The sequence below is a fragment of the Pseudonocardia sediminis genome, assembly GCF_004217185.1.
Taxonomy (GTDB): Bacteria; Actinomycetota; Actinomycetes; order Mycobacteriales; family Pseudonocardiaceae; genus Pseudonocardia; species Pseudonocardia sediminis.
The window spans coordinates 5,675,717-5,701,342 of the sequence record NZ_SHKL01000001.1 but is presented as its reverse complement, the minus strand read 5'-3'; the positions used below and the strand labels follow the sequence as shown (position 1 = coordinate 5,701,342).

Genomic DNA, 25,626 nt, shown 5'->3' with positions numbered 1-25,626 from the left:
GGGGTGGAGACACAGAGCGTCGCCGGGGTTCAGCTGGCCGACCCGGCGCTGGCCGAGGCCACGGCGGACGGCCTGAAGCGGGTCGAGGACCTGCTGCACCGTGAGGTGCAGGGGGACTACCGGTTCGTGACGGAGACGTCGCTGCACCTGATCGACGCCGGCGGCAAGCGGTTCCGGCCGCTGTTCACGCTGCTGGCGGCACAGGTCGGGCCGCACCCGGAACGGGACGACGTGATCACGGCGGCGGCCGTGGTGGAGCTGATCCACCTGGCCACGCTGTACCACGACGACGTGATGGACGCGGCCACGATGCGCCGCGGCGCGGAGAGCGCGAACTCCCGCTGGGACAACTCGGTCGCGATCCTGACCGGGGACTTCCTGTTCGCCCACGCCTCCCGCCTGGTCGCCGACCTCGGCCCGGACGCGGTCCGGATCATCGCCGAGACGTTCGCCGAGCTCGTCACCGGCCAGATGCGCGAGACCCGGGGCCCGCGGGCCGACGACGACCCGGTGGCCCACTACCTGCGCGTGGTGGGGGAGAAGACCGGGTCGTTGATCGCGACGTCCGGTCGCTACGGGGGCATGTACTCCGGTGCCTCCCCGGAGCACGTGGAGGCGTTGCGGCGCTTCGGCGAGATCATCGGGACCGCGTTCCAGATCTCCGACGACATCATCGACATCGCCTCACCCGCCGACGACTCGGGCAAGACGCCGGGCACCGACCTGCGTGAGGGCGTGCACACCCTGCCGATGCTCTACGCGCTGCGCGAGGAGGGCCCCGAGCACGCACGGCTGCACGCGCTGCTCTCCCGCCCGCTGACCGACGACGCCGAGGTCGACGAGGCGCTCGGCCTCCTGCGCGCGGGCAACGGCATCGCCGAGGCGCGTCGGACCGTCGCCGGCTACGCCGAGGAGGCCCGCAAGGAGCTCGCCCAGCTGCCGCCGTGCGCCGCGATCGACGCCCTGTCCACGCTGGTGGACTACACCGTCGAGCGCACCGGCTGACCGTCGCTGCGCCGGGTCCGGCGCAGCAGGTCGACGGTGAACACGGCCAGCGCGACCCAGATCAGCCCGAACCCGACCCAGCGTGCCGGGGGCATGTCCTGCCCGACGACGAGGACGCCCCAGAGGAACTGCAGGGTCGGGTTCAGGTACATCAGGACGCCGAGGACCGACAGCGGGATCCGGCGCGCCGACATGCCGTAGAGCAGCAGCGGCAGCGCCGTCGCCGGGCCGGCCGAGAGCATCAGCAGCAGGTGCCAGGGCCCGAGGCCGACGAACGTGCCGTCGCCGGTCAGCTGCAGCACCAGGATGTAGATCCCGGCCAGCGGGAACAGCACGATCCCCTCGGCGGTGAGGCTGGTCGTGGCCGGGAGCGGGACCGTCGCCTTGATCAGCCCGTACAGGCCGAACGACGCGGCCAGCACCATCGACAGCCAGGGCACGGTCCCGTTGCCGATGCTGATCACCAGCACCGCCGCCGCACCGAGCGCGAGGGCGGTCCACTGCAGGACGCCGAGCCGTTCCCGCAGTACGAGCACTCCGAGCAGGACGCTGACCAGCGGGGTCATGTAGTAGCCCAGCGCGGCCTCGACGACCAGGTCCACCGACACGCCGTAGATGAACAGGCCCCAGTTGACGGCGATGAAGACCGCCGCCGCGGCGACGGTGAGCCAGCCGCGCAGGCCCAGGCCCCGCAGCGGCGCCCACCCGCGGAGCAGGGTGAGGACGACCGTCATCAGCACCGTCGTCCACAGGATGCGGTGCGCCAGGACCTCCAGCGGGGCCGCCGGGTCGAGCAGCGGCCAGAACGCGGGGAACAGGCCCCACAGGGCGTAGGCGCCGACGCCGAGGGCGACACCGCCGCGGTCGAGCGCCTTCTCGTCGTGCCCCGTCGTCACGCCCCCATGAGATCACCTCGACCCTTTCGGCGCCCCGTCATTCGAAAGGTGGGTGTCGGGGGCGGCGTGGAGGGGGTCGGCGCGGCACGATGGCGGGGAGGTGACCGGCGCCGGGGCCGGGTGGGACCGCGGCCGTGCGACACCTGTGCGGTGGGCACGATCCGTGATATCAACCATCCGTTCGCGGCCGTCCGGTCCGGACACCGATCGGAGGGCCGACATGGGCCAGAGCGTGTTGTGGCTGCTCATCGCCGTCATCGTGATCATCGTGATCGTCGCGCTGGTGCTGCGCGCGCGGTCGAGGTCGCGTGCCCGCGCGGAGCAGGAGACCGGATCGTCTGCCGGGTCCGCCCCGGCCGACGCGCCCCCGCCGGGAGGACCGCCCGCACCGCAGGCGGGGACGGGCGGCTCCGCCGGCACCGACGCCGGCCCGCCGCCCGTGGAGGAGTCGCGACCGCGGCACGCTCTGCGTGAGGACCCGGCCGACGCGGCGCCGGCCGGCGGGTCCGGCTCGGGTTCCGGTTCCGGGAAGGCGGCCGGTGCTGCCGCCGCGGCGGTGGGTCTCGGTGCGGGCGGGGCCGCCTACGCCGCGACGCGCGGGGACTCCACCGACGGGCAGACCACCATCGACGGGCAGAACTCCGGCGTCGAACGCTCCGGCGACGGTCGGGGCCCGGGTGCGTCGGTCCGGGACGAGGGCTCCGCGCGTGAGCCGGTGACACCGCCGTCCGGATCCCCGGCCGTCGTGCCCGGCTCGGACACGACCACCCCCGCGAGCGGGTCGCCCGCCGTCTCCGGCGACGGACGCCTCCCGGCCGCGACCGGCGGCGACGCGCTGTTCGCCGACTCCTCCACGACGGGCCCGACGACGCCCGGCGCCACCGCACCGAGGTCGTCCCCGTCCTCTGCCCCTTCCGCGGCCGAGGCGACCACCCCGGGCGCGAGCACCCCGGGGGCGAGCGCCTCCGGTGTCACGGCGGCCGGTGGTGCCGTGGCCGGTGCGACGGTGGCCGGTGCCGCCACGGTCGGTGCGACCACGACCGACGCCCCGACCGGTACCGCCTCGACCGACACCGGCGGGGCCACGACTCCGTCGACCCAGATCTGGCAGACCGGCTACGACCCGCGGCAGGACCCGCACAAGCTCACCAGCACCGCGGGCGGGTTCATCTCCGACGGTGCGGCTCCGGGGGGCGCTCCCGCGACGGCGTCCACCGGCACGCCCTCGTCCGGCGGTGATCCCACGACGCCCGGTGCGGGGCCGGAGAGCAACGGTGCCGGGTCCCCGGCCGCTCCGGCGGGAGCGGGCACGGGCGAGGGGGAGGGGTCCGGGACGAGATCGTCCACGGTCGCGACCGGTGTCGCGGCCGCGGGCGTGGCCGGTGCCGCCGCCGTCGGGGTCGCCGCGTCGGGCGCGGACGACGACACGCCCTCGACGACCGCTCCCGCCGGCGGCACGGCAGCCGCGACGGGCACGGCACCCGCGACCGGTACGGCACCGGCGGCCGGCACGGCCGCTGCGGACGGGACCACGTCGTCCGCGGCGACCTCGGGTGCGGTCCCGACCGGTACGGAGACCGACTCGACCGCCGATGCTCCGATCGGGACGGGCTCCGGCCCGGTGGGTGCCGGGACCGATGCGCCGGGTCAGGCCGCGGGCACCGGACAGGCCGGCCCGGCCCACCCGGGCGGTCCGGCCGCCGCGGACAACCGCTTCGGCGGCTCCGCGCTGGCGTCCCTGGACTCGGGCCTGATCGGCCCGGCCGGGACCCCCGGAGGAGCGGTCGCCGGGAGCGGGGTGCCGCGGGCCGCGGAGGGCCCGCACCCGGGCTCGATCCACGCCCCGGCCGACGGCTCCGCGCCGCCGGACACGCACCAGGTCAAGGCGCACAGCGGCTCGCGCCGCTACCACACGACGGAGTCGCCGTACTACATCCGCACCCGCGCCGACATCTACTTCATCGGCGTCGTCGAGGCCCAGGCCGCCGGCTTCATCGCCTGGAACGAGCGTCCCGGCAAGCGGTAGCACCGCCGAACCCACATCGGGCCCCACCCCGCCCCGGCGGAGTGGGGCCCGACGTCGTCAGCAAGCGGCCCGGCGCGGCCCGGCCCGGCTCGGCTCGGCTCGGCCCGGCCCGGCCCGACGCGGTCCAACCCGGTTTGCGGCCTGCCGCCAGACGAGCGTCACGAGATGTCGGTGTGGCCCGCCGTTTCGTGACGCCCGATGCCGCTCTCCGCCGATGACGGGCCGCGCACTCGTCGAGCGTCACGACATGTACGTCCCCCTCGCCACAACGTGACGCCCGATGTTCGTCCCCCCACGGCGACACACAACCCGGCCGGCGAGCGTCACGCGATGGCGGAGTGGCCCACCGTTTCGTGACGCCGGACGCGGGCGGGCCGGCGCGGGAGCGGACACACGTCGGGCCCCGTCCCTGCAGGAGGAACGGGGCCCGACGTCGTGTGCGGCCGGTCAGGCGACGATCGTCCAGGTGTCGCGGCCGTCGAGCAGCTTCTGCAGGTCGGCCTCGCCATTGGCGGCGTCCTTGGCCTGCTGCACCTGGGCGCGCGCGGCGTCGTCGTAGGTGGTCCGCTCGACCTGCCGGAAGATCCCGGTGATCGTGTGGGTCAGGTCCTGGTCGGACAGGCGCGAGAGCGCGAACGCGAGCTCGTGGTCTCCGGCGTCGTGCACCACGATCTGCGACGGGTCGACCGAGGCCGCCTCGACGACCTCGAGCCCGAACCCCTTCTGGACGACGGCGTGGGTGCCCAGGCCGTCCTCACCCTCGGCGCCGAAGCGGATCGGCTCGCCGTGGGTGACCGGGATCAGGCGGTTCTCGTTCTCGCCCTTGCGGAGCACGTCGAAGCTGCCGTCGTTGAAGATCGGGCAGTCCTGGAAGATCTCGACCAGGGCCGACCCGCGGTGCGCCGCGGCCGCGCCGAGCACGGTCTGGAGGCTCTTGCGGTCGGAGTCCAGCGCCCGGCCGACGAACGTCGCCTCGGCGCCGAGTGCCAGCGAGATCGGGTTGAACGGGTGGTCCAGCGACCCCATCGGCGTCGACTTGGTGACCTTCCCGACCTCCGACGTCGGCGAGTACTGGCCCTTGGTGAGCCCGTAGATCCGGTTGTTGAACAGCAGGATCTTGAGGTTCACGTTGCGGCGCAACGCGTGGATCAGGTGGTTGCCGCCGATCGAGAGCGCGTCGCCGTCACCGGTGACGACCCACACCGACAGGTCCGGGCGCGACGTCGCGAGCCCGGTGGCGATGGTGGGGGCGCGGCCGTGGATCGAGTGCATCCCGTAGGTGTTGAGGTAGTACGGGAAGCGGCTCGAGCAGCCGATGCCGGAGACGAAGACGGTGTTCTCGCGCTTGATCCCCAGGGTGGGGAGGAACTGCCGGACGGCGGCGAGCACGGCGTAGTCGCCGCAGCCCGGGCACCAGCGCACCTCCTGGTCGGAGGTGAAGTCCTTCGCGGTCTGCTTGGCGTCGGTGGTGGGAACCCCGTCGAGACCGCCGATCGACGGCAGTCCCAGGTCGGTGGCGGTCATGCCTGCGCTCCAGTGGTTGACGCGGAGTCGGTTGCGGCGTGGGTGGCGTGCGGGTGGGTCCCGGTCAGGTAGTCCAGGAACACGTCCTGCAGCTCCTCGGCACCGAAGGGCAGCCCGGCGACCTTGGTGTAGCTCTTGACGTCGACCAGCTGCTTCGCGCGCAGCAGCATCGCGAGCTGTCCGAGGTTCATCTCGGGGCAGAGCACGGTGGAGTACGACCCGAGGATCTCGCCCAGGTTGGCCGGCATCGGGTTGAGGTTGCGGATCTGCGCGGTCGCGACCTTGTGGCCCTTGCCGCGCACCCGGCGTGCGGCGGCGTTGATCGGGCCGTAGGTCGAGCCCCAGCCGATGACGAGCATGTCGGCGTCACCGTCGGGGTCGTCCACGGTCAGGTCCGGGACGTCGATGCCGTCGATCTTGGCCTGGCGCAACCGGACCATGCGGTCGTGGTTGTCCGGGTCGTAGGAGATCGAGCCGCGGCCGTCGGCCTTCTCCAGGCCGCCGATCCGGTGCTCCAGCCCGGCAGTGCCGGGGATCGCCCACGGACGCGCCAGGGTGTCGGTGTCACGCAGGTACGGCCAGAACTCGCCGGTCCCGTCGGGGGCGTTCGGCTCGGTCGCGAAACCGGGGTCGACGGGCTCGAGCGAGTCCGCGTCCGGGACCTTCCACGGCTCCGAGCCGTTGGCCAGCGCACCGTCGGAGAGCAGCATGACCGGCGTCCGGTACTTCACCGCGATCGCCGCGGCCTCGACCGCGGCGGCGAAGCAGTCGCCCGGGGTGCAGGGCGCGATGATCGGCAGCGGCGACTCGCCGTTGCGGCCGAACATCGCCTGCAGCAGGTCGGCCTGCTCGGTCTTGGTCGGCAGGCCGGTGGACGGGCCACCGCGCTGCACGTCGACGACCAGCAGCGGCAGCTCCAGCGCGACGGCCAGACCGACCGTCTCGCCCTTGAGCGCCACACCCGGGCCCGACGTCGTGGTGACACCGAGCGCGCCGCCGAACGAGGCGCCGAGCGCGGCGCCGACGCCGGAGATCTCGTCCTCGGCCTGGAACGTGGTCACGCCGAAGGCCTTGTGCTTGGACAGCTCGTGCAGGATGTCCGACGCCGGCGTGATCGGGTACGAGCCGAGGAAGACCGGCAGCCCGGTCGTCCGCCCGGCCGCGACCAGCCCGTAGGACAGTGCGGTGTTGCCGGTGATCTGGCGGTAGGTGCCGGGCGCGAGCTTGGCCGGGGCGACCTCGTAGGTCACCGCGAACGCCTCGGTCGTCTCGCCGTAGGCGTGCCCGGCGCGGAAGGCCAGGATGTTGGCCTCGGCGAGGTCGGGACGCTTGGCGAACTTCTCGCGCAGGAACCGCTCGGTGGACTCGCTGGGCCGGTGGTACATCCACGAGAGCAACCCGAGCGCGAACATGTTCTTCGCGCGCTCGGCGTCCTTCTTGGACAGCCCGGTCTCCTCGAGTGCACCGCGGGTCAGGGTCGCCATGGCGACGCCGTGCACCGCGTACTTCTCCTCGAGCGAGTCGTCCTCGAGCGGGTTCGCCTCGTACCCGACCTTGGTCAGGTTCCGCTTGGTGAACTCGTCGGTGTTGACGATCAGGATCCCGCCGTGCGGCAGGTCGGCGATGTTCGCCTTGAGCGCGGCCGGGTTCATCGCGACGAGCACGTCGGGACGGTCGCCGGGGGTCAGGATGTCGTAGTTCGCGAAGTGCAGCTGGAACGACGACACGCCCGGCAGGGTCCCGGCGGGGGCCCGGATCTCGGCGGGGAAGTTGGGCAGCGTCGACAGGTCGTTGCCGAAGTTCGCCGTCTCGGAGGTGAAGCGGTCGCCCGTGAGCTGCATACCGTCACCGGAGTCGCCCGCGAACCGGATCACGACCCGGTCGCGCTGCACGACCTCGGAGTCGCGGGTCTCGACAGGGGTGTCGCTGGTCGTCATGGGCAGGTCAGTCCCCGGTTCTCCTCGACGGTGGTGCGCTAAGGCGAGGTTAACTCCTCGTGAGAGGTGGTGTCCGCTCACCCGGTCCCACGTCACATAACTCAAGTTACGTTATGTGGTGATCTCCATCACTTCTTGCTGATCTTCGCCTGCAGCGCCGCGACACGCTTGCGGAAGTCCTCCGAGTGCACCGACTCGGCCTGGGCGCGGACCTCGATGTCGGTCGCGTCGGACTGGGCGTCCAGCCGCGAGGTGACGCGCATCGTGGCCTTGGTCTGCTCGATCAGCTTCCGGTCCGCCGAGGCCGCCCGTCCGGCGAGCTCGCGGGCGCCGTCGAGCAGCGCCTCGTCGGACTCGTAGGCGCGCCAGACGAGCCCGACGCGCTGGGCCTCGGCGGCGTCGAGGACGTCGCAGAACAGTGTCATCGCGGCCGCACCCTGGGCGCCGAGCACCCGGTTCGCCATCCACGTGTAGCCGCCGCCGGGGTGCAGGCCCAGCTGCATGAACCGGACGTCGAACCTCGCCGTCGGGCCGGCCAGGCGCACGTCACAGGCCAGCGCCAGGTTGATGCCGGCGCCGACGGCGGCGCCGTTCACCGCGGCCAGCGTCGGCAGCGGGCACGCCGCGATGGCCAGGAACCCGGAGTAGACGCGCCGCAGCGTCTCCGGGTCGGCCTCCTGCAGCTCGGCGAGGTCGCCACCGGCGCAGAACGCGGGCGCCTCCCCGGTGATCACGATCGCGCCGACCCTCTCGTCGGCGACGGCGGCGTCCACCGCGGCGACGAGCTTCCCGGACAGCTCCAGGTTCAGGGCGTTGCGACGGGCGGGGTTGGAGACCGTCAGCACCGCGACGCCGTCGTCGGTGATCTCGGTCCGGACCTCGGTGCTCATTTCTCCTCCGCGGGGCCGAGAACGTCGTCGGTGCTCATGGTCGAAAACTATCCCCTCGCATCTGTCCTCCGCACGGTGCCGGTGCCGCCCAGGGGAACGTGGCGCCGGGCACACGTCCGGCGACGGCGGGGAACGTGCATCCGGTACCGCTCGTTCACCGGGCGGGGCGAGAAGAACGAAGGAAAGGAGGGCGCCGTCGTGCACCGTCACATGAACGGACTGAAGACGGCCGTGCTGCTCGCCGGGATGAGCGCGGTGATCCTGCTGCTCGGGTCCTTCTTCGGACGGACCGGCCTGGTCATCGCCGTCCTGGTCGCGCTCGGCGTGAACGGCTACTCCTACTTCAACTCCGCGAAGCTCGCCCTGCGTGCGATGCACGCCCAGCCGATCACCGAGGCCGAGCACCCGGCGCTGCACCGGATCGTCCGCGAGCTGAGCCAGAAGGCCCGCCGGCCGATGCCGGCGCTCTACATCAGCCCCACCAACGCCCCGAACGCGTTCGCCACCGGCCGCAACCCGCGTCACGCCGCCGTCTGCGCGACGACCGGGCTGCTGGAGCTGCTCGACGAGCGCGAGCTGCGCGCCGTCATCGGCCACGAGCTCAGCCACGTCTACAACCGCGACATCCTGATCTCCTCGGTGGCCGGCGCGATGGCCGCCATCATCGGGTTCCTGGCCAACATGGCGATGTTCGCCGGGATGTTCGGCGGCAGCGAGAACCGCCCGAACCCGATCGCGATGATCCTGATCGCGCTGCTCGGGCCGGTCGCGGCCGGCGTCGTGCAGATGTCGGTGAGCCGCTCGCGGGAGTACCAGGCCGACGCGTCGGGAGCGGAGCTCACCGGCGACCCGCTGGCGCTGGCCTCGGCGCTGCACAAGCTGCAGTACGGCACCGCGGCCACGCCGCTGCCGCCGGAACCGAGCCTGACCGCGCAGTCGCACCTGATGATCGCCAACCCGTTCCGCCCGGGCGAGCGGATGGCCCGCTGGTTCTCCACGCACCCGCCGATGGAGGACCGGATCGCGCGCCTGCAGGAGATGGCCCGGCGCGGCTGAAGGGTCCCTCCCGCCGCCCGGACCGTCTCCTCAGGACTCGGCCAGCGAGCCCCGCATGAAGTCCAGCACCGAGTCCTGGTCGATCGTCGTGGGCTGCCTGGCCGCCCGGCTGATGCCGCCCTTGTCCCGGTTCATCAGCAGCGGGATGTCGGGCTCCCCGTCCTCGGTGACCTGGGCCATCGACCAGCGGCCGAACGTCCGCCCGTCGAGCAGGCGCTCGTCGATGACGGAGACGCGTTCGTGCCGGACGTCGCTCGCGATGTGCTCGTAGAGCCGGCGGACGGCCTGCTCGTCACCCTCGAGGGCCTGCACGAACCACTCGTCGGAGATGAGCAGTGCGCCGGTGACGTTCTGGCGCTTGTTGTTGCTCCGGGCGACGCTGAAGATCTCGCCGAGGACGGCCTTGCGCTGCTCCTGGGGGATCCTCATGTGGCTGCGGTAGATCAGGCGGAACGTCGGGTCGGGGGACGCCGTCGTCGCGTCGGTCATGTAGGTGGTCTCCTCGAGCTGGGGCCGCCGCGGCGCTCTCCGCGTGCCCGTCGTGGAGATCACTCGACGTCGAGCCCGCCGAGCACGCCAAGGGCAGGCGGGTGCAGGATCCGGCCCGCCGAGTCTCTGTGACCGGTACCACAGAACACGTCTCAGTTTGCGACGGGCGCGCTCCGGGACCGGACGGGCGGGCCTCTGGTAACGGAACGATGTCGGGTTCACGATGTGAAGGACGGAAGCCCCACCCCGCGCCGAGAAGGACATCACGATGACGGCTCCCCGACAGCCCCGGCACCGGCTCGCCGACGATCTCGAGGTCCCCGCCCCGGCCGGGCCGGCCGACTCCCCGATCCAGGAGCCGCCGACGCAGGTGCTGCCGATCATCCCGTCGCAGCGTGCCGCGGTCCCGCAGGTCTTCCCGACCTCCCCGCCGGTCATCGACGAGCAGGCCAGGGCGCAGCACACCGGCCCGCAGGCGTGGGCGTCGTCGTCGGTGCGGCAGCAACGTTCCGGCCGGTCCCGGGGCAGGGTCCTGCCCCTGGTGCTCGCCGGGGCGACCGTGCTGGTGCTGGCGCTCGGGGTGGGCGTCGTCGTCGTCGAGTCGGGGGCCCCGGCCGACGCCGCACCGATCAGCGGCCCGTAGGCCGGGACCACCCGGCGGGGGCGGTCCGGCCGGACCGGTCAGACGGGGGAGCCCTCGGCCGGCTCGGGGGAGGCCTGCAGCTCGCCGACGGGGACCCGGTCGGCTCCCCAGCTGCGGTGGATGTAGCCGGTGACCTGCTCGATCTCCGCAGGTGAGACGCGGTCCGGGTGACCTCGCTCGAACGGGTCCACGTGGTAGATGTAGAGCCGCGACGCGAACTGCTCGAACGGCAGCGAGCCCTCACCGAAGCGCTCGCCCTGGCCCGCGGTGCTGACCACGACGCCGTCGCCCCAGTCCTGCCCGCTGTCGTTGTTCGGGTTGTAGAAGTAGACCCGCATGTCGTCCTGCGGGTCCGGGGCGACCCGCAGGATCGTGATCGCGTGCCAGCCGATGTAGCGGGCGGCGCTGTCGGTGACGGCGACACCGGCCGGCTGCGGGTGGATCAACGGCTGGTAGCCGTTGTAGGCCGGGTGGTAGCTGGCGTAGAAGTTTCGGATGAAGTCGTCGAGGTCGATCAGGTTGCCGGTCTCGACGTCGACGTCGATGTAGAACCCGCGCCCGGCCCACCAGCCGTGGAACTCGGGGTTGACCCAGCGGTGCGGGTCGCCGGGACGGCCGGCGCACCGGCGTCCCATCTCGGCGTAGATCCGGTCCAGGTGCGGCACGACGAGCAGCGACACCGGGTCCAGGTCGGTCGGCAGCGTGGTGGCCACGCCGGAGACGCTCTCGCGCGACGAGATCGGCTGTCCCTCGAAGTGCATGATGATCTCGTCGTCGCGGGCCGCCCAGACCACCATCTGCAGCAGGTAGTCCGGGTCGTTGTAGGCCCACATCGACAACGCGCGCGCCGACTGGCACGTCGGGTTGTCGCCCTGGCCCACGCCGAGCGGCAGGCCCAGCATCGACAGCACCCCGGCGAGCAGCCGCGCGCTCGGCGACGGCGTCGGGCCGTAGGCGGTGGTCAGGCGCTCCTGCGCGTAGGGCGAGAGCGGTAGCGCGAGCTGGCGCCACAGCGACGGCTCGACCGCCGGCTCGTAGAGGATGCCGCGGTCGAGCATCAGCGCCAGCCCGTAGATGCACTGGGCGGTCTGCGGGTGCACCGCCTCCTCGATCAGGCGCCCGACCAGGTCGTGGAAGCGCAGCATGCAGTCGCGCCCGGTGTTGGACAGGCCCAGCGCCTCGGCGAGCAGGTAGTCGTTGCCCTCACGCAGGTACCGGAGCAGCTCGGCGTGGTAGGGCGAGACGAGCCCGGTGTCGTGCATCGCCCGGGCGAAACCGGACGCCTCGAACTGCAGTGCGCTGGCGTCCATCGCCTCCAGCCGGGACCGGTAGACGTCGATGCCCGGGTCCTCCCGGGACGCCTCCGTGGTGCCGAACAGGCTCGTGATGAGCCGGTCCAGCCCCTGACCCGACGCGCCCAGGTCGACGTCCGGGTCGCTGCGGTAGACCGCGATCTGCGTGATCATCTTCTCGACCTGGTCGACCTGGATCGGACGTTGGCGCAGGATCCGCCAGATCTCGTCGACCAGACGGTCGAGGACGCTCTCGTAGCCGATCCGCTCGCCGAGGTGACGGAACAGGTCCCGGATCAGCTGGGCCAGCCGGCCCTGCTTCGTCCGTTCGGCCTCGCTCGGCGGGGTGAACAGCATCGTGATGTTCGTGGCCAGGATCTGCGAGACGAACTGGTGCGCGTCCTCGGCCGAGACGTCCGGGTGCACGTAGTCGCCGGTGGCGATCGCGAGCATCCGCAGCTCGCTGGTCGCCTCCAGCAGGACCGTGTCCGCGTCGCCGCTGCGCAGCCCGGCCGCACCGAGGGCGGGGACCAGGATCTCCGGGGAGTCCCAGTCGGTCCCCCGGAACAGCCCGGCCTCGTCCAGGGCGGCCGCGCGGGCCTGCACGGCGGCGCAGCCTCCCGGCTGCTGCAGTGCACGACGCAGAGAGTCCAGGACCCGGCGCAGCTTGAGCTGCTTGCCGAAGTCCCGGCTCTCCGCCATGGCCCGCGTGGCGTCGTCGAGCGCCGCCAGCCGTTTGACCAGCGTGGCGTCGCCGTCAGCCGTGTCGATCTCGGTCAACGACTTCTCCTGAGCGCTCGAGCCCCCGAGAGGACATCAGACGTAGAAATCAAGATCCTCTTGTCTCTTCAGTAGATCGCGCATCTGGTACGGCTCGTCACCGAAGAAGTACACCAGTCCCCAGTGCGTACCGAAGGCGGTGCGCTTGGTGACCGTCTCCTCGAGGGGCGCCGAGAGCTCGTGCGACTCGAAGTAGTCGTGGTCCTCGGTCTCCTCCGGGATCGACAGCTCGCTGACGACCCGGCGGCGCGGGTACACGCCGAAGCAGCCCGCGTAGCCGCGCGCGTCGACGACCTCCTTCGGGAAGAAGGCGTCGATCTCCTCCTCGGTGGTCTTCGGGTCGAAGGCCAGGACGAGGGCCTGGTAGGCGTTGAAGCCGTAGGCGCGCTCGAGCAGCTCGAACACCTTGAAGCCCGGCGGACGGTAGGCGACCTCACCGAAGTACATCTCGCCGTCACTGGTGACGAAGTACTCGGGGTGCACGAATCCGAACTCGATGTCGAACGTCTTGATGAGCTTCTCGATCTGTGCCGTGATGGCCGGCCGGTACTTCTCCAGCTCGGGCGTCGCGGGCACGAACACCGAATAGCCGAGGGTGACGTACTCCGAGATGTTCAGGAACTTGATCTTGCCATTGTGCACCCAGGCCTCGACGGCGAATTCCCATCCGTCGAGGTGGGACTCCATCAGGACCGGGAACTCCTCCTCCGGAATGGTGTCGACCTCGTCCGGAGTGCGGATGACGCGGTGTCCGAGGCACCCGGCCTTGTCGAAGGCCTTGAGGTGGATCGGGTCGTTCGGGTCACCGTCGAGCTTGAGCAGGGTCTGGTTGACCCGCTTCAGGAAGCGGATCACGTCGGCCTTGTCGTGGGCCTCCTCGAAGATCCCGACCCGGATGCCGCCGAGCTGGGCGCGGCGCTTCATCAGCGCCTTGTCGCGCAGCAGCATCGACTGGCCCAGCAGGCGCGGGTTGTCGAGCAGCACGGAGTTGATGGCCCCGGCCCACTCGACGGTCTCCTCGTACAGCGGGATGGCGACGTCGACGCCCTCGTTCTGCAGCGTCTCCGCGATCTCCATCGAGCGGTCGTTGAGCCGCTCGAAGTTCCACGGGATGTACGGGATGTCGTTGTTCTTGCAGTACTCCTCGGCCCAGTCCGGCGCCACCACGACATAACGGCGGTCGAATCGGTCGAGAGCCTCAACCGCGTTCAGGCTCCATCCCAGAAGGGCTACATATCCCTTTTCCGGGTTCCTGCTGATCGGCTCAGGCTGTGCCATCGGCAGTTCCTCCCATTGCAACGAGTTCAATTGTCTCGAACATCTTGTCGGGGACCCTACCTGCCACAGGGGAGCGTGACAGGGCCTGTGGCGGGGAGGTGCCGGGACACGCACGGCTGCTACGGACTACCCGGTCGGGGTCGCACCCGGGACGCCGCAGGCGTCCTGCCTGCGACGTCGGGGGGCTGCGCACCGGGGGTCGGTGGCGTTTGCGACAAGTGCTCACGGCACGGGGTGAACTCGTTCACGCCGGACCGCGGATCACGGCGTCCGGCCGCGGTGGGAGGGGCTCAGCGGTAGTTCGTGAACTGCAGGGCGATTCCGAAATCCTTGCCCTTGAGCAACGAGATGACCGCCTGCAGATCGTCCTTCTTCTTGCCGGAAACGCGCAGCTGGTCGCCCTGGATCTGCGCCTGGACGCCCTTGAGCTTCTCGTCCCGGATCGACTTGCTGATCTCCTTGGCCTTGTCCTGGGCGATGCCCTGGAGGATCTTGCCGCCGGCCTTGTAGGCCTTGCCGGACAGCGCGGGCTCGTCCACCTCGAGCGCCTTGAGCGAGATGCTGCGCTTGATCAGCTTCTCCTTGAACACCTCGATGCCGGCGAGCAGCCGCTCCTCGGTGTCGGACTCGAAGGTGATCGCCTCCTCGCCCGCCCACGACACCGTGGTGTTCGTCCCGCGGAAGTCGAAGCGCTGCGAGAGCTCCTTCACGGCCTGGTTCAGGGCGTTGTCGACCTCCTGGCGGTCGACCTTGCTCACCACGTCGAACGACGGGTCGGCCATGCGTCCTCCTCTGCGAGGCCCCCTGCGGGGACCGGTCGGTTGGTGTCGTATCCTTCTCCACGCGCTAGGGCACAGCGAGCGCACCCCGGCAGGTTGCCCGAGTGGCCAAAGGGAGCGGACTGTAAATCCGTCGGCATCGCCTTCGAAGGTTCGAATCCTTCACCTGCCACACCACACGAAAACGACCCCCGACCAGCGGAAACGCGGGCGGGGGTCGTTCTCGTTCCGGGCTACTCCCCGAAGGGCCTCTTCAGCCACGGGTTCGCCGGCTCCAGAGGGAGCCACCACTCGTGGGAGACGGGGCCCGGCGCGCCCCCCGGGTCGTCGGGGTCGTCCCCGGGCGACACCGGCACCGCCGCGGCGGCGTCGTTGAGACCCCGGCAGCGGCCGCAGAGGAACGCGGTCGCCTCGAGATCCTCACTGTCGGGATCGTGTCCGACCACCAGCCAGCGGTCGCACGTGCCGCAGACGATCACGCTGTCCTTCTCCCCGCGCGAGACCGACCGGCGTATCCGCCGCCCCGCCGCGTCGGCGAGCACCCGGGCGCGGTAGCGGCCGACCGAGGAGGAGTCCGGCGGCATCGATGTCCTCCGGATTCGTGTCGGGCGTCCCGGCCGGGAGCGCGGACATCGATTGTCCCCCAACGGGGGGATCCTTCGTGCGGCATCGGGTGTGGGCCACGCGACCGTCAGGCGGCCAGTACCGCGGCCGTCGCGCTCATGACCGGGACCAGCACCAGCCCGATCGAGTCGTACAGGATGTGGGCGCCGGTCGAGACCCACAGGTTCTTCGTGCGGATGTAGGCCAGCGTCAGCACCAGGCGGGCCGAACCGATGATCAGCAACGCCTGGGCGACGTTCCAGTCGTAGGTCGGCAGGTGCAGCGCGCCGAACCACACCGCGGTCGCGAGCCAGGCCAGCAGCACCGCCGGGCGGTGGGACAGACCCGCGCGGGCGGTCAGGACGTGGAGCAGCGCGAGGAACGGGAGCATGGTCAGCAGCTCCTCGCCGAGCAGCTGGACGGCCTCACCGCCCCATCGCAGGACGTCCTGGCCGATGCCGCCGAGCGGCTGGGTCGCGAGCGGGTTGGCCGACGTCGTGAACAGCAGCCGGACGATGATCGCCATCACCGAGCTGACCAGCAGGCTCAGCACCGCGAAGCCCGCCATGAGGCCCACGTCGCGCAGGCGCACCCGGCGGAACAGCGCCGTCCAGTTCCGCCCCACCGCCCACGCCAGGGCACCGAGCATGATCGCCGTGAACGCCACCTGGGCGAGGAACGCGACGACGCCGGATCCCGGGGTCAGGGTCAGCACCAGGAAGGCCGCCCCGCAGGCGAGCCAGACCGCCGCCCACCGGCCGGTGGAGATCCCGGTCGGGGACCCGTCGTGGAACGGGAAGTCGGCCCCGTCCCGGCGCTCCACGGCCCGCCCGAACCTGTCCGACGTCATCTCGCCGGTGCTCATGGGGTCCCCCTGCTGGGTCTGGGCAGACGCAGGAGGTTACGGGCGCACCGCCCGGCGTCGCTACGGCCCGGACCCGGCTCGACCCGAACGGCCGCGCCGCGAGACGTCGAGGCTCAGGCCGTCGCGCCGCGGCGGAACTCGACCGGGTTGACGCCCCGGACCCGCTTGAACGCCGCGCTGAACCCGAAGGCGTCGGAGTAGCCGACCTCGCGGGCGATCTCGGCGAGCGTCGAGCCCTCCCGCTCGGTCATCAGGTCGGCGGCGAGGGTCATGCGCCAGCGGGTGAGGTAGGTCAGCGGCGGTTCGCCGACCAGGTCGGCGAACCGCTTCGCCAGCGTGGCCCGCGACACCCCGGTCCGGCCGGCCAGCGACGACACCGTCCACGGCGCCGCCGGGTCGTCGTGCAGCAGGCGCAGCGCGTCACCGACCACCGGGTCGCGCTGCGCGGCCCACCAGGCCGGGGGCTCGCCGCCCGGCCGGTCGAACCACTCGCGCAACGAGCACACCAGCATCCAGTCCAGCAGCCGGTCGAGCACCACCTGCTGGCCCGGCGCGTCGACGGCGACCTCCGCGGCCAGGAGGTCGCGCACGGCGTCGGCCGACCCGTCGGGGGCGATGCGCAGGACGTCGGGCAGCGCGTCCAGGAGTCGCCGGCCGATCTCGCCCCGGACCGGGTAGGCGCCGGTGACCAGCGTCGTCGCGCCGGCGACGGCGTCGAACGGGCCGTCGTGCCAGCCCAGCCGATGACGGGTCCCGCCCTGGTCGGGCGTCGCACACTCCTCGCCGCACTCGATCGGCTCGGCGGTGGTGCCGACCTCGTCGACGAAGGAGAACGGCGCGGGACCCCGCACGATCACCGTGTCGCCGGTGGCGACGTGCTCGGGCGGGTGGCCGTCGGGGACGATCCACCCGGCGCCGTCGAGCACGGTGCACAACGTCAGCGGGGCGCCGTCGACGAACCGCAACGACCAGGGCGCGGTCAGGGTCGTGCTGCCGAACAGCGATCCCTGCGCGCGCACCCCACGGAACAGGTCCCCGAAGACGTCCACGCCAAACAGGTTAGACGAATGGACAGGCGAACCGGCTTCTCGACCATGGATCGTCCGATCCGGCGCCGCCAGGATCGACGGCATGAGCAACGGAACCACCCTCGTCCTCGGCGCCACCGGTAAGACCGGACGTCGCGTCGCCGCCCGGTTGCGGCTGCGCGGCGTCCCGGTGCGCGCGGCATCCCGATCCAGCGAGACCCCGTTCGACTGGTCCGCTCCCGACGGATGGGACGCAGCGCTGCGGGGCGTCGAGGGCGTCTACGTCGTGCCCCCGTCCGTGCCCGGGCCGGTGCACGGCTTCGCGGACCGGGCGCAGGCCGCAGGCGTGCGACGCCTGGTCCTGCTCTCCGGGCACGGCGCCGACCTCTGGGGCGACACCGTGTTCGGGCGCGACATGCTCTCGGCCGAGGACGCGGTGCGCGGCTCAGGTCTGGAGTGGACGGTGCTGCGGCCCTCGAACTTCAGCCAGAACTTCAGCGAGAAGCTCTTCCACGCCCCGCTCGTCGACGGCGAGCTGGCGCTCCCGGCCGGTGAGGTTCCGGAGCCGTTCATCGACATCGAGGACGTCGCTGACGTCGCGGCCGCGGTGCTGACCGAGCCGGGCCGGCACGCCGGACGGGTCCACGAGCTGACCGGCCCGCGCCCGATCACGTTCGCCGAGGCCGTCGACCTGATCTCCCGGGCGTCCGGGCGGCCGATGACCTACGAGCAGATCTCCGTCGACGAGTACGCCGCGGCCCTCGTCGAGGCGGGACTGGGCGCGGAGGAGGCCGGGGCCGTCGCCGCGATGTTCGAGGTGATCGAGCGCGGCGTCATCACCGGGACGACCGACGGCGTCGAGACCGTGCTGGGACGCGCGCCCCGGACGTTCGAGGACTACGTGCTGCGGACCGCGGCGGCGGGGGTCTGGCGACGATGACCACGGTCCGCACGACCGATCCCTACCTCCCCTCCTCCGGAAGGACCGCGATGACCACCGGCTTCTCGAGAACCGACTTCCTCACCGCCGACGACCTCGACTTCCTCCGCCGGCCGCTGTTCGGCTTCCTGTCCGTCGCCGGCGGCCCGGACCCGGCACAGCCCCGGCCGGTGTGGTTCGAGGCCACCGACGAGGGCACGATCGAGCTCTTCACCGACCCGGCGTCGCCGAAGGTGCGCCGCCTGGGTCGCGATCCCCGCGCCTCGATCATCGTCGCCACCCCGGTGGGGGAGCGCGAGCGGTGGGTGTCGGTCACCGGCCGCGTCACGATCGAGTCCGACGGGGCGCACGACCTGCTGGCCCGCCTCTTCGCCCGCTACTGGGACGACCTTCACGACCCGGCCCGGGCCGAGGAGCTCGCCGGGATGCTGGCCGCGGACTGGGTCCGGATCGTCCTCCACCCGGAGACCGTGCGCCGCTTCGCGAACTGAGCTCCGCGCCGCCGGGTCGGCGACGGCACCGCGACCGGTCGGGTGGACGGACGGTGTCCCCGGCGGTGATCGCTAGACTCTTCCGCCGTGTGTACCGGACGCGACACATGCCTGTTCCTCGTGGACCCGCTCCCCGGCGCCGACCGCGTCGCGCGCGCGCACCTGGGGCCCTGGCTCATCGAGCACGCCTTCGACGACGACGACGCCCACGACGTCCTGGTCGCGGTCAGTGACGCCCTCGCCGAGGCGATCGCCGACGAGCGGCGCAGGGGCGGCGCCGAGATGATCCAGGTCGGGAGCGCCGTCGAGGACGTGGGCGACGGGACGACCGGTCTGTCCGTGCGGATCGTCGATCAGACGACCATGCCGCTGAGCCGGGGCGGGCTGTCCGCGGGGCGGAGCCTCGCGCTGGCGGGAGGCCTCATGGAGCAGGTCAGCGTCCACTCCGAGGCGCACGCCGGTCGCGTGATCATGCTGCGGACGCGCCCGCTGGGCAGGAGGAGCGACCGCGCGGGCTGACGGCGGAGCGCATCGGCGGGTCCGCGGTGTCCGGCAGCATGACCGGTGCCGTCACGACCCGCCCGCGACCACCGAGGACCACCTCCCATGCTGATCGCCCGCTCGATCGCCTTGTTCGTCGTCGCCGCCCTGCTGGAGATCGGCGGCGCCTGGCTCGTGTGGCAGGGCCTGCGCGAGCACCGCGGGTGGGTCTGGATCGGTGCCGGTGTCGTCGCGCTCGGGCTCTACGGATTCGTCGCGACACTGCAGCCCGACGCGAACTTCGGCCGCATCCTCGCCGCGTACGGCGGGATCTTCGTCGCCGGCTCGCTGGTGTGGGGCATGGTCGCCGACGGGTTCCGGCCCGACCGCTACGACGTCACCGGCGCCCTGATCTGCCTCGCAGGCGTCGCGATGATCATGTACGCACCCCGCTCCGGGGCCCTGTGAGCCGCCCCGGCGATGCGTCCCGAGAGGTCGGGCGGCACCGTGGAGTACGCCACCGACCGGGAGGTGTCGAGGCTCGTCCGGGCACCGGTCTCCTCCCGGGGCGGTCCGGCGTGTCCGGCCGCTCCGGGCCGTAAGGTGGTGGTCGTCCCTTGCGCGCCGAGGGTGACTCGGACGGGGGAGGTGTGGTCGTGGACGTCATCAGGACCCCCGCCGCTCCCGGGGTACCGGAGATCGCGGCCGCGTTGCTCGCCCCGGAGCGCCTGAGCGCGGTCATGGCGACCGGCTTGCTCGACTCGCCCCCGGAACAGGCCTACGACGACCTCGTCGAGCTGGCCCAGGAGCTCACCGGAGCCCGCAACGCGGTGTTCACGGTGATCGACACCGCCCGCTCGTACCGCAAGAGCGCCCGCGGCCCGGGTCCGCCCGCAGGCACCCAGGAGCCGGTCCACGACGCGCCCGGGCAGCTGGTGGTCGCCCTCGGCGAGCCCCTGGTCGTCGACGACGCTCCGGCCGACGAGCGGGTGTCGGGCATGGGGATCGTCCGGTCCATGCGGGTCGGATCGGTCCTGTGCCTGCCCGTGTACGGCGCCGACGAGCAGGTGATCGGCGCCCTGTGCGTCTCGCACGAGCGCGCGCACCACTGGTCGCCGCGGGTCGTGCACCTGCTGGCCACGGTCGCCCGGGCCATCGGCAGCCAGATCCGGCTGCGCTCGTCCCTGGTCGACAGCCGGCGCCGGGCCGACCAGCTCGGGGTACGGCTGGCGGACTCGCGCCGGAGCCAGGCGGACCTCTACACCGCGCTGGGGGAGTCCCGGACGCAGTCCCGGGCCCTGCAGGCCGGCCTGCTGCCGCCGGTGCTCTCGGCGATCCCCGGCGCCGATGTCGCGGCGGCCTACGTGCCCGCGGGTTCCGGCACCGAGGTGATCGGCGACTTCTACGACCTGTTCCGCGCGGGTGACGACTGGTGCGCGGTGATGGGCGACGTCTGCGGCAAGGGCATCGAGGCCGCCCAGATCGCCGCGCTGGCCCGGTACACGATCCGCGTCACCACCACCTGGGAGTCCGACCCGGCCGCGGTGCTGCGGCGGCTGGACACGGCCCTGCGCGCGGAGTTCGGCGGGACCTTCCTCACCGCCACGGTCGCGGTCCTGCGCCCCGACGGCGCCGGGGGCCTGACCGGGACGCTCAGCAGCGCCGGGCACGAGCCGGTGCTGGTCCTGCGGGCCGGTGGCGACATCGACGTGGTCGGCACCGGCGGCACCATGCTCGGCGTGCTCGACGCACCGCTGCTGCACACCGAGACGGTGCACCTGCGCTCCGGTGACCTGATGCTGCTCTACACCGACGGCGTGACCGAGGCCCGCTCCGGGCCGGGCGCCGAGCTGTTCGGCGACCAGCGGCTGCTCGATGCCCTGCGCACCTGCGGCGGCCGGACCGCCGAGGAGACGGTGCACCGCATCTACACCGGGGTCACCGACTACGCCCGCGGCAACGCCAGCGACGACACCGCGGTCCTCGCGGTCCTCGCCGCGCAGCAGCAGGACTGACCGGGACGGTCCGCCACGCCCCCCGGGGCGGGCCGGACGGCCACGAACAGTGCGTCCTGCGCGGGGGGCGAACCCGCCTGCGGAACGCGCTCGGAACGCCGGACATACAGGCCCGGCGTCGCGGCCGCCCGGCCCACCACGTCGAGGAGGCCCTCGACGTGCAGGTACTGCACCACGACGAGGTCGACGACGTCGGCGCTCGCGTACCGGGCCACATCGGCGACCTGCCAGCCGACGCGCACCCCGTGCTCCCGCGCGATCGTCGCGCCGCGTCCGACCGCCACTCCTGGGCGGTCAGCATCCCGCCGATCCTGCCGCAGACGGGCCGTGTACGGACCCCATCCGGTGTGGACGCACCGCGGACCGCCGCGTGGGGTGCCCGGGCCTCCGCCCGGGACGGGTGAACGCCACTCCGGACCGGTGACACACGTCCGGGGTCCCGCTGTCCGGTGACCCCGGCCGGGTGGCTCGGGTGACGGTGCGTAGTTCCGCTTCCGGATACGCGGCCGTTCGTGTAATCGACGGCGACACAACGTCACGAAGCTGGGACGAATGCGCAGATTCCGGTCCGCAGGAGATGCCTGATGAGAGCAATAACGTCCCGGAAAGTAATGCCCTTCATCCGATAGAGGTAGATCGTTCGTTGATTCGATCGGGTGGCCGATAGCGTTCAGTTCATCAGCGGGGCTCCCAACAACCGCCGCTGAACACGACGGGTCCATCACGGACCCCGTACACAACGGAGAAAAACTGTGCTGAAGAAGGTCGGAATCGTCGCCGCCACCGTCACCGCCGGTCTGCTGGCCGTGAGCCCGCTCGCGTTCGCCGGTGACAAGGGCGGCGAGTCGGGCGGCCACCACCGTGGCGGCGCGGACCAGGTCAACTTCTCGGACAGCAGCCGCAACAGCAGCCAGAACGGCCTGGTCAACGTGGGCGATGTCAACGCCCTCAACAACGTTGCCCTCTGCCCGCCGATCGACGCCAACGTCGCGGTCGGCATCCTGGGCGTGCTGGCCCCGACCGGCAACGCCGCCGACGGCACCGGTGCCGAGGGCAGCTGCTCCGCCGGCGACTCGCTGAACCAGCTCAACAACGACTGAACAATCGTCTCATCTGAGTCGGAAGCGGCTCGCCACTGAGCGATGACCACACGCCGGACCCGTTCCACGGGTCCGGCGTGTTGTCGTTTCCGCGGTGTTCCCGGAAACGGGGCGAGGCTAGCCGAGAAGTGTCCGTCGCCACACCTGCGGATGTGCGTCGACGTGCTCCGCATTCGCCCACCACGGGGCCAGGTCGTGGTGCACGACCAGGTGATCGCCGACGTCGGGGATCGGGACCCGCCACACGGCGTCGGCCGGCGGGACGAACCCGGCGAGGACGTCGTGCAGATCGCGGACGTACCGGCCGACCCCGGCCAGGCCGTCGTCGGTGCCGTGGAACGCGGTCCGGTCCGGGAACACCGGCTCGCCGGGCACGAACGAGAGCACCGCGCGGCCCCGGTCGTCGAGGCCGAGCGGGCGCGGGACGCCGGGGAACCCGGCGTCGCGCAGGTGCCCGAGCAGGGCCTGCACCGCCGGTGTCGACGGCGTGGCGGGCCGGCGGACGGTGTCCCCGACCCGCACCACCCCGTCGCTGACGTTGCCGCCGGTCAGCGGGATCTCCTCGGCCACGCGCACCCCCCGTCCCCGGTCGCAGTGAACCGGACGCGACCGGGGACGGGCGAGCGGACTGCGCGTCAGGCCGGGCGGATGACGACCTTGAGCGCCTCGTTGGCGGCGGCGTTCTTGAACACGTCGTAGGCGTCGTCCATCTGGTCGAACGTGAACGAGTGCGTGCCCATCTTCTCCGCCGGGATCCGGCCGCTGCCGACCATCTTGAGCAGCGTCGGGATCGAGACGGTGTCCACCAGGCCCATCGTCATGGTGACGTTCTGGATCCACATCGTGTCCATCGGCAGCGTGACCGGCGCCCCGTGCACACCGATGTTGGCGATGGTGCCGCCGGGACGGACCAGCTTCGCCGAGGTCAGCAGGGTCTCCGGGTACCCGACGGCCTCGATCGCGACGTCCACGCCGAGGCCGTCGGTCATCGCGAGGACCTCGTCGACCTGCTGGTCGCCGGCCTCGACCACGTCGGTCGCACCGAACTCCAGGGCCCGGCTCAGCCGGAACTTGTTGGAGTCCACCGCGATCACCCGCGAGGCGCCCCACAGCCCGGTGGTCAGGATCGCCGAGAGCCCGACCGCGCCCGCGCCGACGACCGCGACCGTGTCCCCGGGGCGGACGTTACCGGCCAGCACGCCGACCTCGTACCCGGTGGGCAGGGAGTCGGCGAGGAAGATCGCCTGCTCGTCGGTGACGTTCTCCGGCACCGCGTAGAGGGAGGTGTCGGCGTAGGGCACGCGCACGAACTCGGCCTGGGTGCCGTCGATGAGGTGCCCGAAGATCCAGCCGATGCCGCCGACGGTCTGGCAGTGCGACGGCATCCCCTTGCCGCAGTACTCGCAGCGCCCGCACTTGGTGATCGCCGGGACCAGCACGCGGTCGCCGACGGCGAACCCGCGCACGGCGTCGCCGACCTGGGTGATTGTGCCGACCGCCTCGTGGCCGAGGATCCGGCCGTCGGTCACGGCCGGTACGTCACCCTGCAGGATGTGCAGGTCGGTGCCGCAGATGGTGGTCGTCTCCACCTTGACCACGACGTCGGTCGGCTCGCCGATCGTGGCGTCCGGAACGTCCTCCCACGCCTTCTGGCCCGGGCCGTGGTACACGAGTGCCTTCATCACTACCTCCGTTGGTCGTCGATGACTCCCGGACGTGCGCGGGCGGCCGGGACCGCTCACCGACGGTAGTGGTGTGGCTCACATATCAGTGTCTCACTATGGGACCGCTCCCCTGTTGATCAGCGGAATCGATCTAGGGGTGGTGCGGCAGGGTCACGTGCGACGGGTGGTCCGCGCCGTGCCGGATCTCGTAGGCGATCCGGCGTCCGGACGTCGCGGTGGCGACCCGCTCGCCGGTGCCGTGGTTGCGGGCGAACCGCGGGAACGCCGCAGCGGCGACCTGCACCCGCAGCCGGTGCCCGGCCCGGACCCGGTAGCCGGTGGGGCTCAGCGGGATCCGCACCGCGACCGTCCCGTCCGGGGCGACCGCCTCGGCCTCGGGCACGAGGCGGTGCATCCCGTCGGTGATGTTGAGTGAGCGGCCGTCCGGTTCGACGTCGCAGAGCCGGACGAACACGTCGCCGTGCCCGCCGTCGGTGCGCACATAGATCACGGCGCTGACGTCGCCGAGCAGGTCGAGGTCGGTCTCCAGGACCGGCCCGGTGTAGACGAGGACGTCCTCGCGGGCCTCGGTGCCGCGGTTGTCGTGCTGCTTCGACGGCGGCTGCAGCATCGGCCCGCCGACGGCCGGGGTCGGGTCGGCGGGGTCGTAGACGAACCGGTCCACCTCACCGCGGGCACCGGGACCGTCGGTGGTCAGACGCCCGGCCGGGGCGAGGTGCCAGTCGGTGGCCTCGGCGTCCGGCGGCGGCCAGGACGGCAGGTCGGTCCAGCGGTCGGCGTGCTGGACGTAGACCCGCACCGGGGCGCGCCCGTCGTCCGGCTCGCCGTGCAGGTGCCGCCGCAGCCAGTTGATCATCTCGTGCGCGGTGGTGGCGAGCGACCCGCGGTCGCCGTGGGTCCACGGCCCGATCGTGATCCGCGCCGTCGCGCCGCCGCGCTGCAGGGCGGTGAAGTCGACGAGCTGGCGGTCCAGGAACAGGTCCCACCAGCCGGTGACCATGCTGACCGGTGGCATCCGGGCGGGGTCGAACCCGTCGTGCTCGGCCGGTCCCCAGAATTCGCCGGGGGAGTCCGCGTGCTCGATGAAGTCGCGCCAGAACACCACCGGGGCGCCGGCGATCGCGACGTCGGCGGCCTGCAGCGGCAGCGCGGTGACCGCGCGCTGCTTGCGCCGGCTCAGGATCGGGGTGGCCAGGAACCCGGTCACCGCGCCGATCCGCTCCTGGCGCCCGATCTGGTTCACCCAGTTCGCCAGGTTCAGCAGGCCCGGGGCGCCGCCCGGGTAGAACGTGCTGGTGAACTCCGACGCGGTGATGTCGGCGTTCATCGAGACCAGGCCGGGGTCGGCGTAGGGCGCGATCGCCCACTGGGTGTGCCCGACGTAGCTCGGCCCGACCGTGGACACGCGGCCGTCGCTCCACTCCTGCTCGCGCAGCCAGGCCAGGGTGTCGAGGCCGTCGGCGCGCTCGTGCAGGAACGGGCGGAACTGCCCGCCGGAGCCGAACGTGCCCCGGGTGCTCTGCATCAGCACCTGGAACCCGCGCCGGGCCAGCAGCGTCCCGATGATCGAGCCCAGGCCGTCGCGCCCGTAGGGGGTCCGGCTGAGCACCGTCGGGCGGGGGCGCAGCGGGCCCGGCGGGCGGTAGAGCGTGGCCAGCAGCTCGACGCCGTCGCTCATCGGGACCCGCAGGTTCTCGTCGGTCACGTACGCCGCGGGCGGCTCGGTCAGCCCCAGCTGCCGGTCGACCAGTCGTCCCGCGATGCCCACTCGTCCCACCTCTTCCGCGGCCCACCCCCTGCGGGCCGTCCCTGATCGTAGGGACC

25 protein-coding genes and 1 tRNA gene are annotated in these 25,626 nt (G+C 72.1%); 11 read left to right on the top strand and 15 right to left on the bottom strand.

Translation table 11 applies throughout. The features are described 5' to 3' along the window. The first annotated feature begins 3 nt into the window (after window positions 1–3). Entirely contained in the window at window positions 4–1,005 is a 1,002-nt protein-coding gene (locus EV383_RS26735) for a polyprenyl synthetase family protein (RefSeq protein WP_130292484.1), read from the top strand. Here EV383_RS26735 and rarD read toward each other — a convergent pair. Further along, window positions 981–1,901 (bottom strand): EamA family transporter RarD, encoded by a 921-nt coding sequence (gene rarD, locus EV383_RS26730; RefSeq protein ID WP_130292483.1) that lies wholly within the window; start codon window positions 1,899–1,901, stop codon window positions 981–983. The genes EV383_RS26735 and rarD overlap by 25 nt on opposite strands. 220 nt (window positions 1,902–2,121) lie before the next feature. On the opposite strand from rarD, the gene EV383_RS26725 reads away from it, so the two are divergent. Continuing rightward, window positions 2,122–3,927, top strand: a complete 1,806-nt coding sequence (locus EV383_RS26725; RefSeq protein ID WP_130292482.1) for a sunset domain-containing protein — start codon at window positions 2,122–2,124, stop codon at window positions 3,925–3,927. A 447-nt stretch (window positions 3,928–4,374) separates the two neighbouring features. On the opposite strand, the gene EV383_RS26720 is transcribed toward EV383_RS26725, so the two are convergent. The 3 genes from EV383_RS26720 to EV383_RS26710 all read right to left on the bottom strand — a co-directional run bounded on the left by EV383_RS26720 (window position 4,375) and on the right by EV383_RS26710 (window position 8,278). Further along, complete coding sequence (locus EV383_RS26720; RefSeq protein ID WP_130292481.1) at window positions 4,375–5,451, bottom strand: 2-oxoacid:ferredoxin oxidoreductase subunit beta; 1,077 nt, start codon at window positions 5,449–5,451, stop codon at window positions 4,375–4,377. Beyond that, entirely contained in the window at window positions 5,448–7,388 is a 1,941-nt protein-coding gene (locus EV383_RS26715) for a 2-oxoacid:acceptor oxidoreductase subunit alpha (RefSeq protein ID WP_130292480.1), read from the bottom strand. Before EV383_RS26715 ends, EV383_RS26720 begins: the two co-directional genes overlap by 4 nt. 128 nt (window positions 7,389–7,516) lie before the next feature. After that, the gene (locus EV383_RS26710; protein WP_130292479.1) at window positions 7,517–8,278 is read right to left on the bottom strand and encodes an enoyl-CoA hydratase; all 762 of its coding nucleotides are present in this window, start codon (window positions 8,276–8,278) and stop codon (window positions 7,517–7,519) included. Window positions 8,279–8,476: 198 nt separating this feature from the next. Between EV383_RS26710 and htpX the strand changes: the two genes are divergently transcribed. Further along, on the top strand, window positions 8,477–9,334 hold the full coding sequence (htpX, locus tag EV383_RS26705; protein WP_130292478.1) for a zinc metalloprotease HtpX: 858 nt from the start codon (window positions 8,477–8,479) through the stop codon (window positions 9,332–9,334). Between the two features lie 30 nt (window positions 9,335–9,364). On the opposite strand, the gene EV383_RS31460 is transcribed toward htpX, so the two are convergent. Then, on the bottom strand, window positions 9,365–9,823 hold the full coding sequence (locus tag EV383_RS31460) for a BLUF domain-containing protein (RefSeq protein WP_165438513.1): 459 nt from the start codon (window positions 9,821–9,823) through the stop codon (window positions 9,365–9,367). A gap of 268 nt (window positions 9,824–10,091) precedes the next feature. Between EV383_RS31460 and EV383_RS26695 the strand changes: the two genes are divergently transcribed. Next, window positions 10,092–10,466: a hypothetical protein gene (locus EV383_RS26695; RefSeq protein ID WP_165438512.1), complete on the top strand. Its 375-nt coding sequence runs from the start codon at window positions 10,092–10,094 to the stop codon at window positions 10,464–10,466. A 38-nt stretch (window positions 10,467–10,504) separates the two neighbouring features. Here EV383_RS26695 and EV383_RS26690 read toward each other — a convergent pair whose 3' ends face one another. The 3 genes from EV383_RS26690 to EV383_RS26680 form a co-directional block, all read right to left on the bottom strand. After that, window positions 10,505–12,538 (bottom strand): hypothetical protein, encoded by a 2,034-nt coding sequence (locus EV383_RS26690; RefSeq protein WP_207223669.1) that lies wholly within the window; start codon window positions 12,536–12,538, stop codon window positions 10,505–10,507. Between the two features lie 36 nt (window positions 12,539–12,574). Beyond that, entirely contained in the window at window positions 12,575–13,816 is a 1,242-nt protein-coding gene (locus EV383_RS26685) for an ATP-grasp domain-containing protein (RefSeq protein ID WP_130292475.1), read from the bottom strand. A 290-nt stretch (window positions 13,817–14,106) separates the two neighbouring features. Further along, window positions 14,107–14,598 (bottom strand): YajQ family cyclic di-GMP-binding protein, encoded by a 492-nt coding sequence (locus EV383_RS26680; RefSeq protein WP_130292474.1) that lies wholly within the window; start codon window positions 14,596–14,598, stop codon window positions 14,107–14,109. Between the two features lie 87 nt (window positions 14,599–14,685). On the opposite strand from EV383_RS26680, the gene EV383_RS26675 reads away from it, so the two are divergent. Beyond that, window positions 14,686–14,767: transfer RNA gene (locus tag EV383_RS26675), tRNA-Tyr, on the top strand. Between the two features lie 61 nt (window positions 14,768–14,828). On the opposite strand, the gene EV383_RS26670 is transcribed toward EV383_RS26675, so the two are convergent. The 3 genes from EV383_RS26670 to EV383_RS26660 form a co-directional block, all read right to left on the bottom strand. Then, entirely contained in the window at window positions 14,829–15,179 is a 351-nt protein-coding gene (locus EV383_RS26670; RefSeq protein ID WP_130292473.1) for a hypothetical protein, read from the bottom strand. Between the two features lie 107 nt (window positions 15,180–15,286). Then, window positions 15,287–16,063 carry a CPBP family intramembrane glutamic endopeptidase gene (locus EV383_RS26665; protein ID WP_130292472.1) on the bottom strand — a complete coding sequence of 259 codons (777 nt, stop codon included), beginning with the start codon at window positions 16,061–16,063 and terminating at the stop codon, window positions 15,287–15,289. A 113-nt stretch (window positions 16,064–16,176) separates the two neighbouring features. Further along, complete coding sequence (locus tag EV383_RS26660) at window positions 16,177–17,112, bottom strand: AraC family transcriptional regulator (RefSeq protein ID WP_130292471.1); 936 nt, start codon at window positions 17,110–17,112, stop codon at window positions 16,177–16,179. An 82-nt stretch (window positions 17,113–17,194) separates the two neighbouring features. On the opposite strand from EV383_RS26660, the gene EV383_RS26655 reads away from it, so the two are divergent. From EV383_RS26655 to EV383_RS26635, 5 genes are all read left to right on the top strand, one after another. Then, window positions 17,195–18,031, top strand: a complete 837-nt coding sequence (locus EV383_RS26655) for an NAD(P)H-binding protein (RefSeq protein ID WP_130292470.1) — start codon at window positions 17,195–17,197, stop codon at window positions 18,029–18,031. A 50-nt stretch (window positions 18,032–18,081) separates the two neighbouring features. Further along, complete coding sequence (locus EV383_RS26650) at window positions 18,082–18,522, top strand: pyridoxamine 5'-phosphate oxidase family protein (RefSeq protein ID WP_130292469.1); 441 nt, start codon at window positions 18,082–18,084, stop codon at window positions 18,520–18,522. An 87-nt stretch (window positions 18,523–18,609) separates the two neighbouring features. Beyond that, a complete protein-coding gene (locus EV383_RS26645; RefSeq protein ID WP_130292468.1) occupies window positions 18,610–19,041 on the top strand; it encodes a hypothetical protein in 432 nt (143 codons plus the stop codon). Between the two features lie 87 nt (window positions 19,042–19,128). Beyond that, window positions 19,129–19,470, top strand: a complete 342-nt coding sequence (locus EV383_RS26640) for a YnfA family protein (protein WP_130292467.1) — start codon at window positions 19,129–19,131, stop codon at window positions 19,468–19,470. A 188-nt stretch (window positions 19,471–19,658) separates the two neighbouring features. After that, window positions 19,659–21,017 (top strand): PP2C family protein-serine/threonine phosphatase, encoded by a 1,359-nt coding sequence (locus tag EV383_RS26635; RefSeq protein WP_130292466.1) that lies wholly within the window; start codon window positions 19,659–19,661, stop codon window positions 21,015–21,017. Here the strand turns inward: EV383_RS26635 and EV383_RS26630 are convergent. Further along, a complete protein-coding gene (locus EV383_RS26630; protein WP_130292465.1) occupies window positions 20,948–21,301 on the bottom strand; it encodes a hypothetical protein in 354 nt (117 codons plus the stop codon). The genes EV383_RS26635 and EV383_RS26630 overlap by 70 nt on opposite strands. Before the next feature lie 468 nt (window positions 21,302–21,769). Between EV383_RS26630 and EV383_RS26625 the strand changes: the two genes are divergently transcribed. Continuing rightward, complete coding sequence (locus EV383_RS26625; RefSeq protein ID WP_130292464.1) at window positions 21,770–22,117, top strand: hypothetical protein; 348 nt, start codon at window positions 21,770–21,772, stop codon at window positions 22,115–22,117. A 117-nt stretch (window positions 22,118–22,234) separates the two neighbouring features. Here EV383_RS26625 and EV383_RS26620 read toward each other — a convergent pair whose 3' ends face one another. The 3 genes from EV383_RS26620 to EV383_RS26610 all read right to left on the bottom strand — a co-directional run bounded on the left by EV383_RS26620 (window position 22,235) and on the right by EV383_RS26610 (window position 25,570). Further along, complete coding sequence (locus tag EV383_RS26620) at window positions 22,235–22,687, bottom strand: aminoglycoside phosphotransferase/kinase family protein (protein ID WP_130292463.1); 453 nt, start codon at window positions 22,685–22,687, stop codon at window positions 22,235–22,237. A 65-nt stretch (window positions 22,688–22,752) separates the two neighbouring features. After that, window positions 22,753–23,799, bottom strand: coding sequence for an alcohol dehydrogenase catalytic domain-containing protein (locus EV383_RS26615; protein ID WP_130292462.1), 1,047 nt, complete (start codon window positions 23,797–23,799; stop codon window positions 22,753–22,755). A 133-nt stretch (window positions 23,800–23,932) separates the two neighbouring features. Continuing rightward, window positions 23,933–25,570, bottom strand: a complete 1,638-nt coding sequence (locus tag EV383_RS26610) for a CocE/NonD family hydrolase (protein WP_341273747.1) — start codon at window positions 25,568–25,570, stop codon at window positions 23,933–23,935. Between the last annotated feature and the right edge of the window lie 56 nt (window positions 25,571–25,626).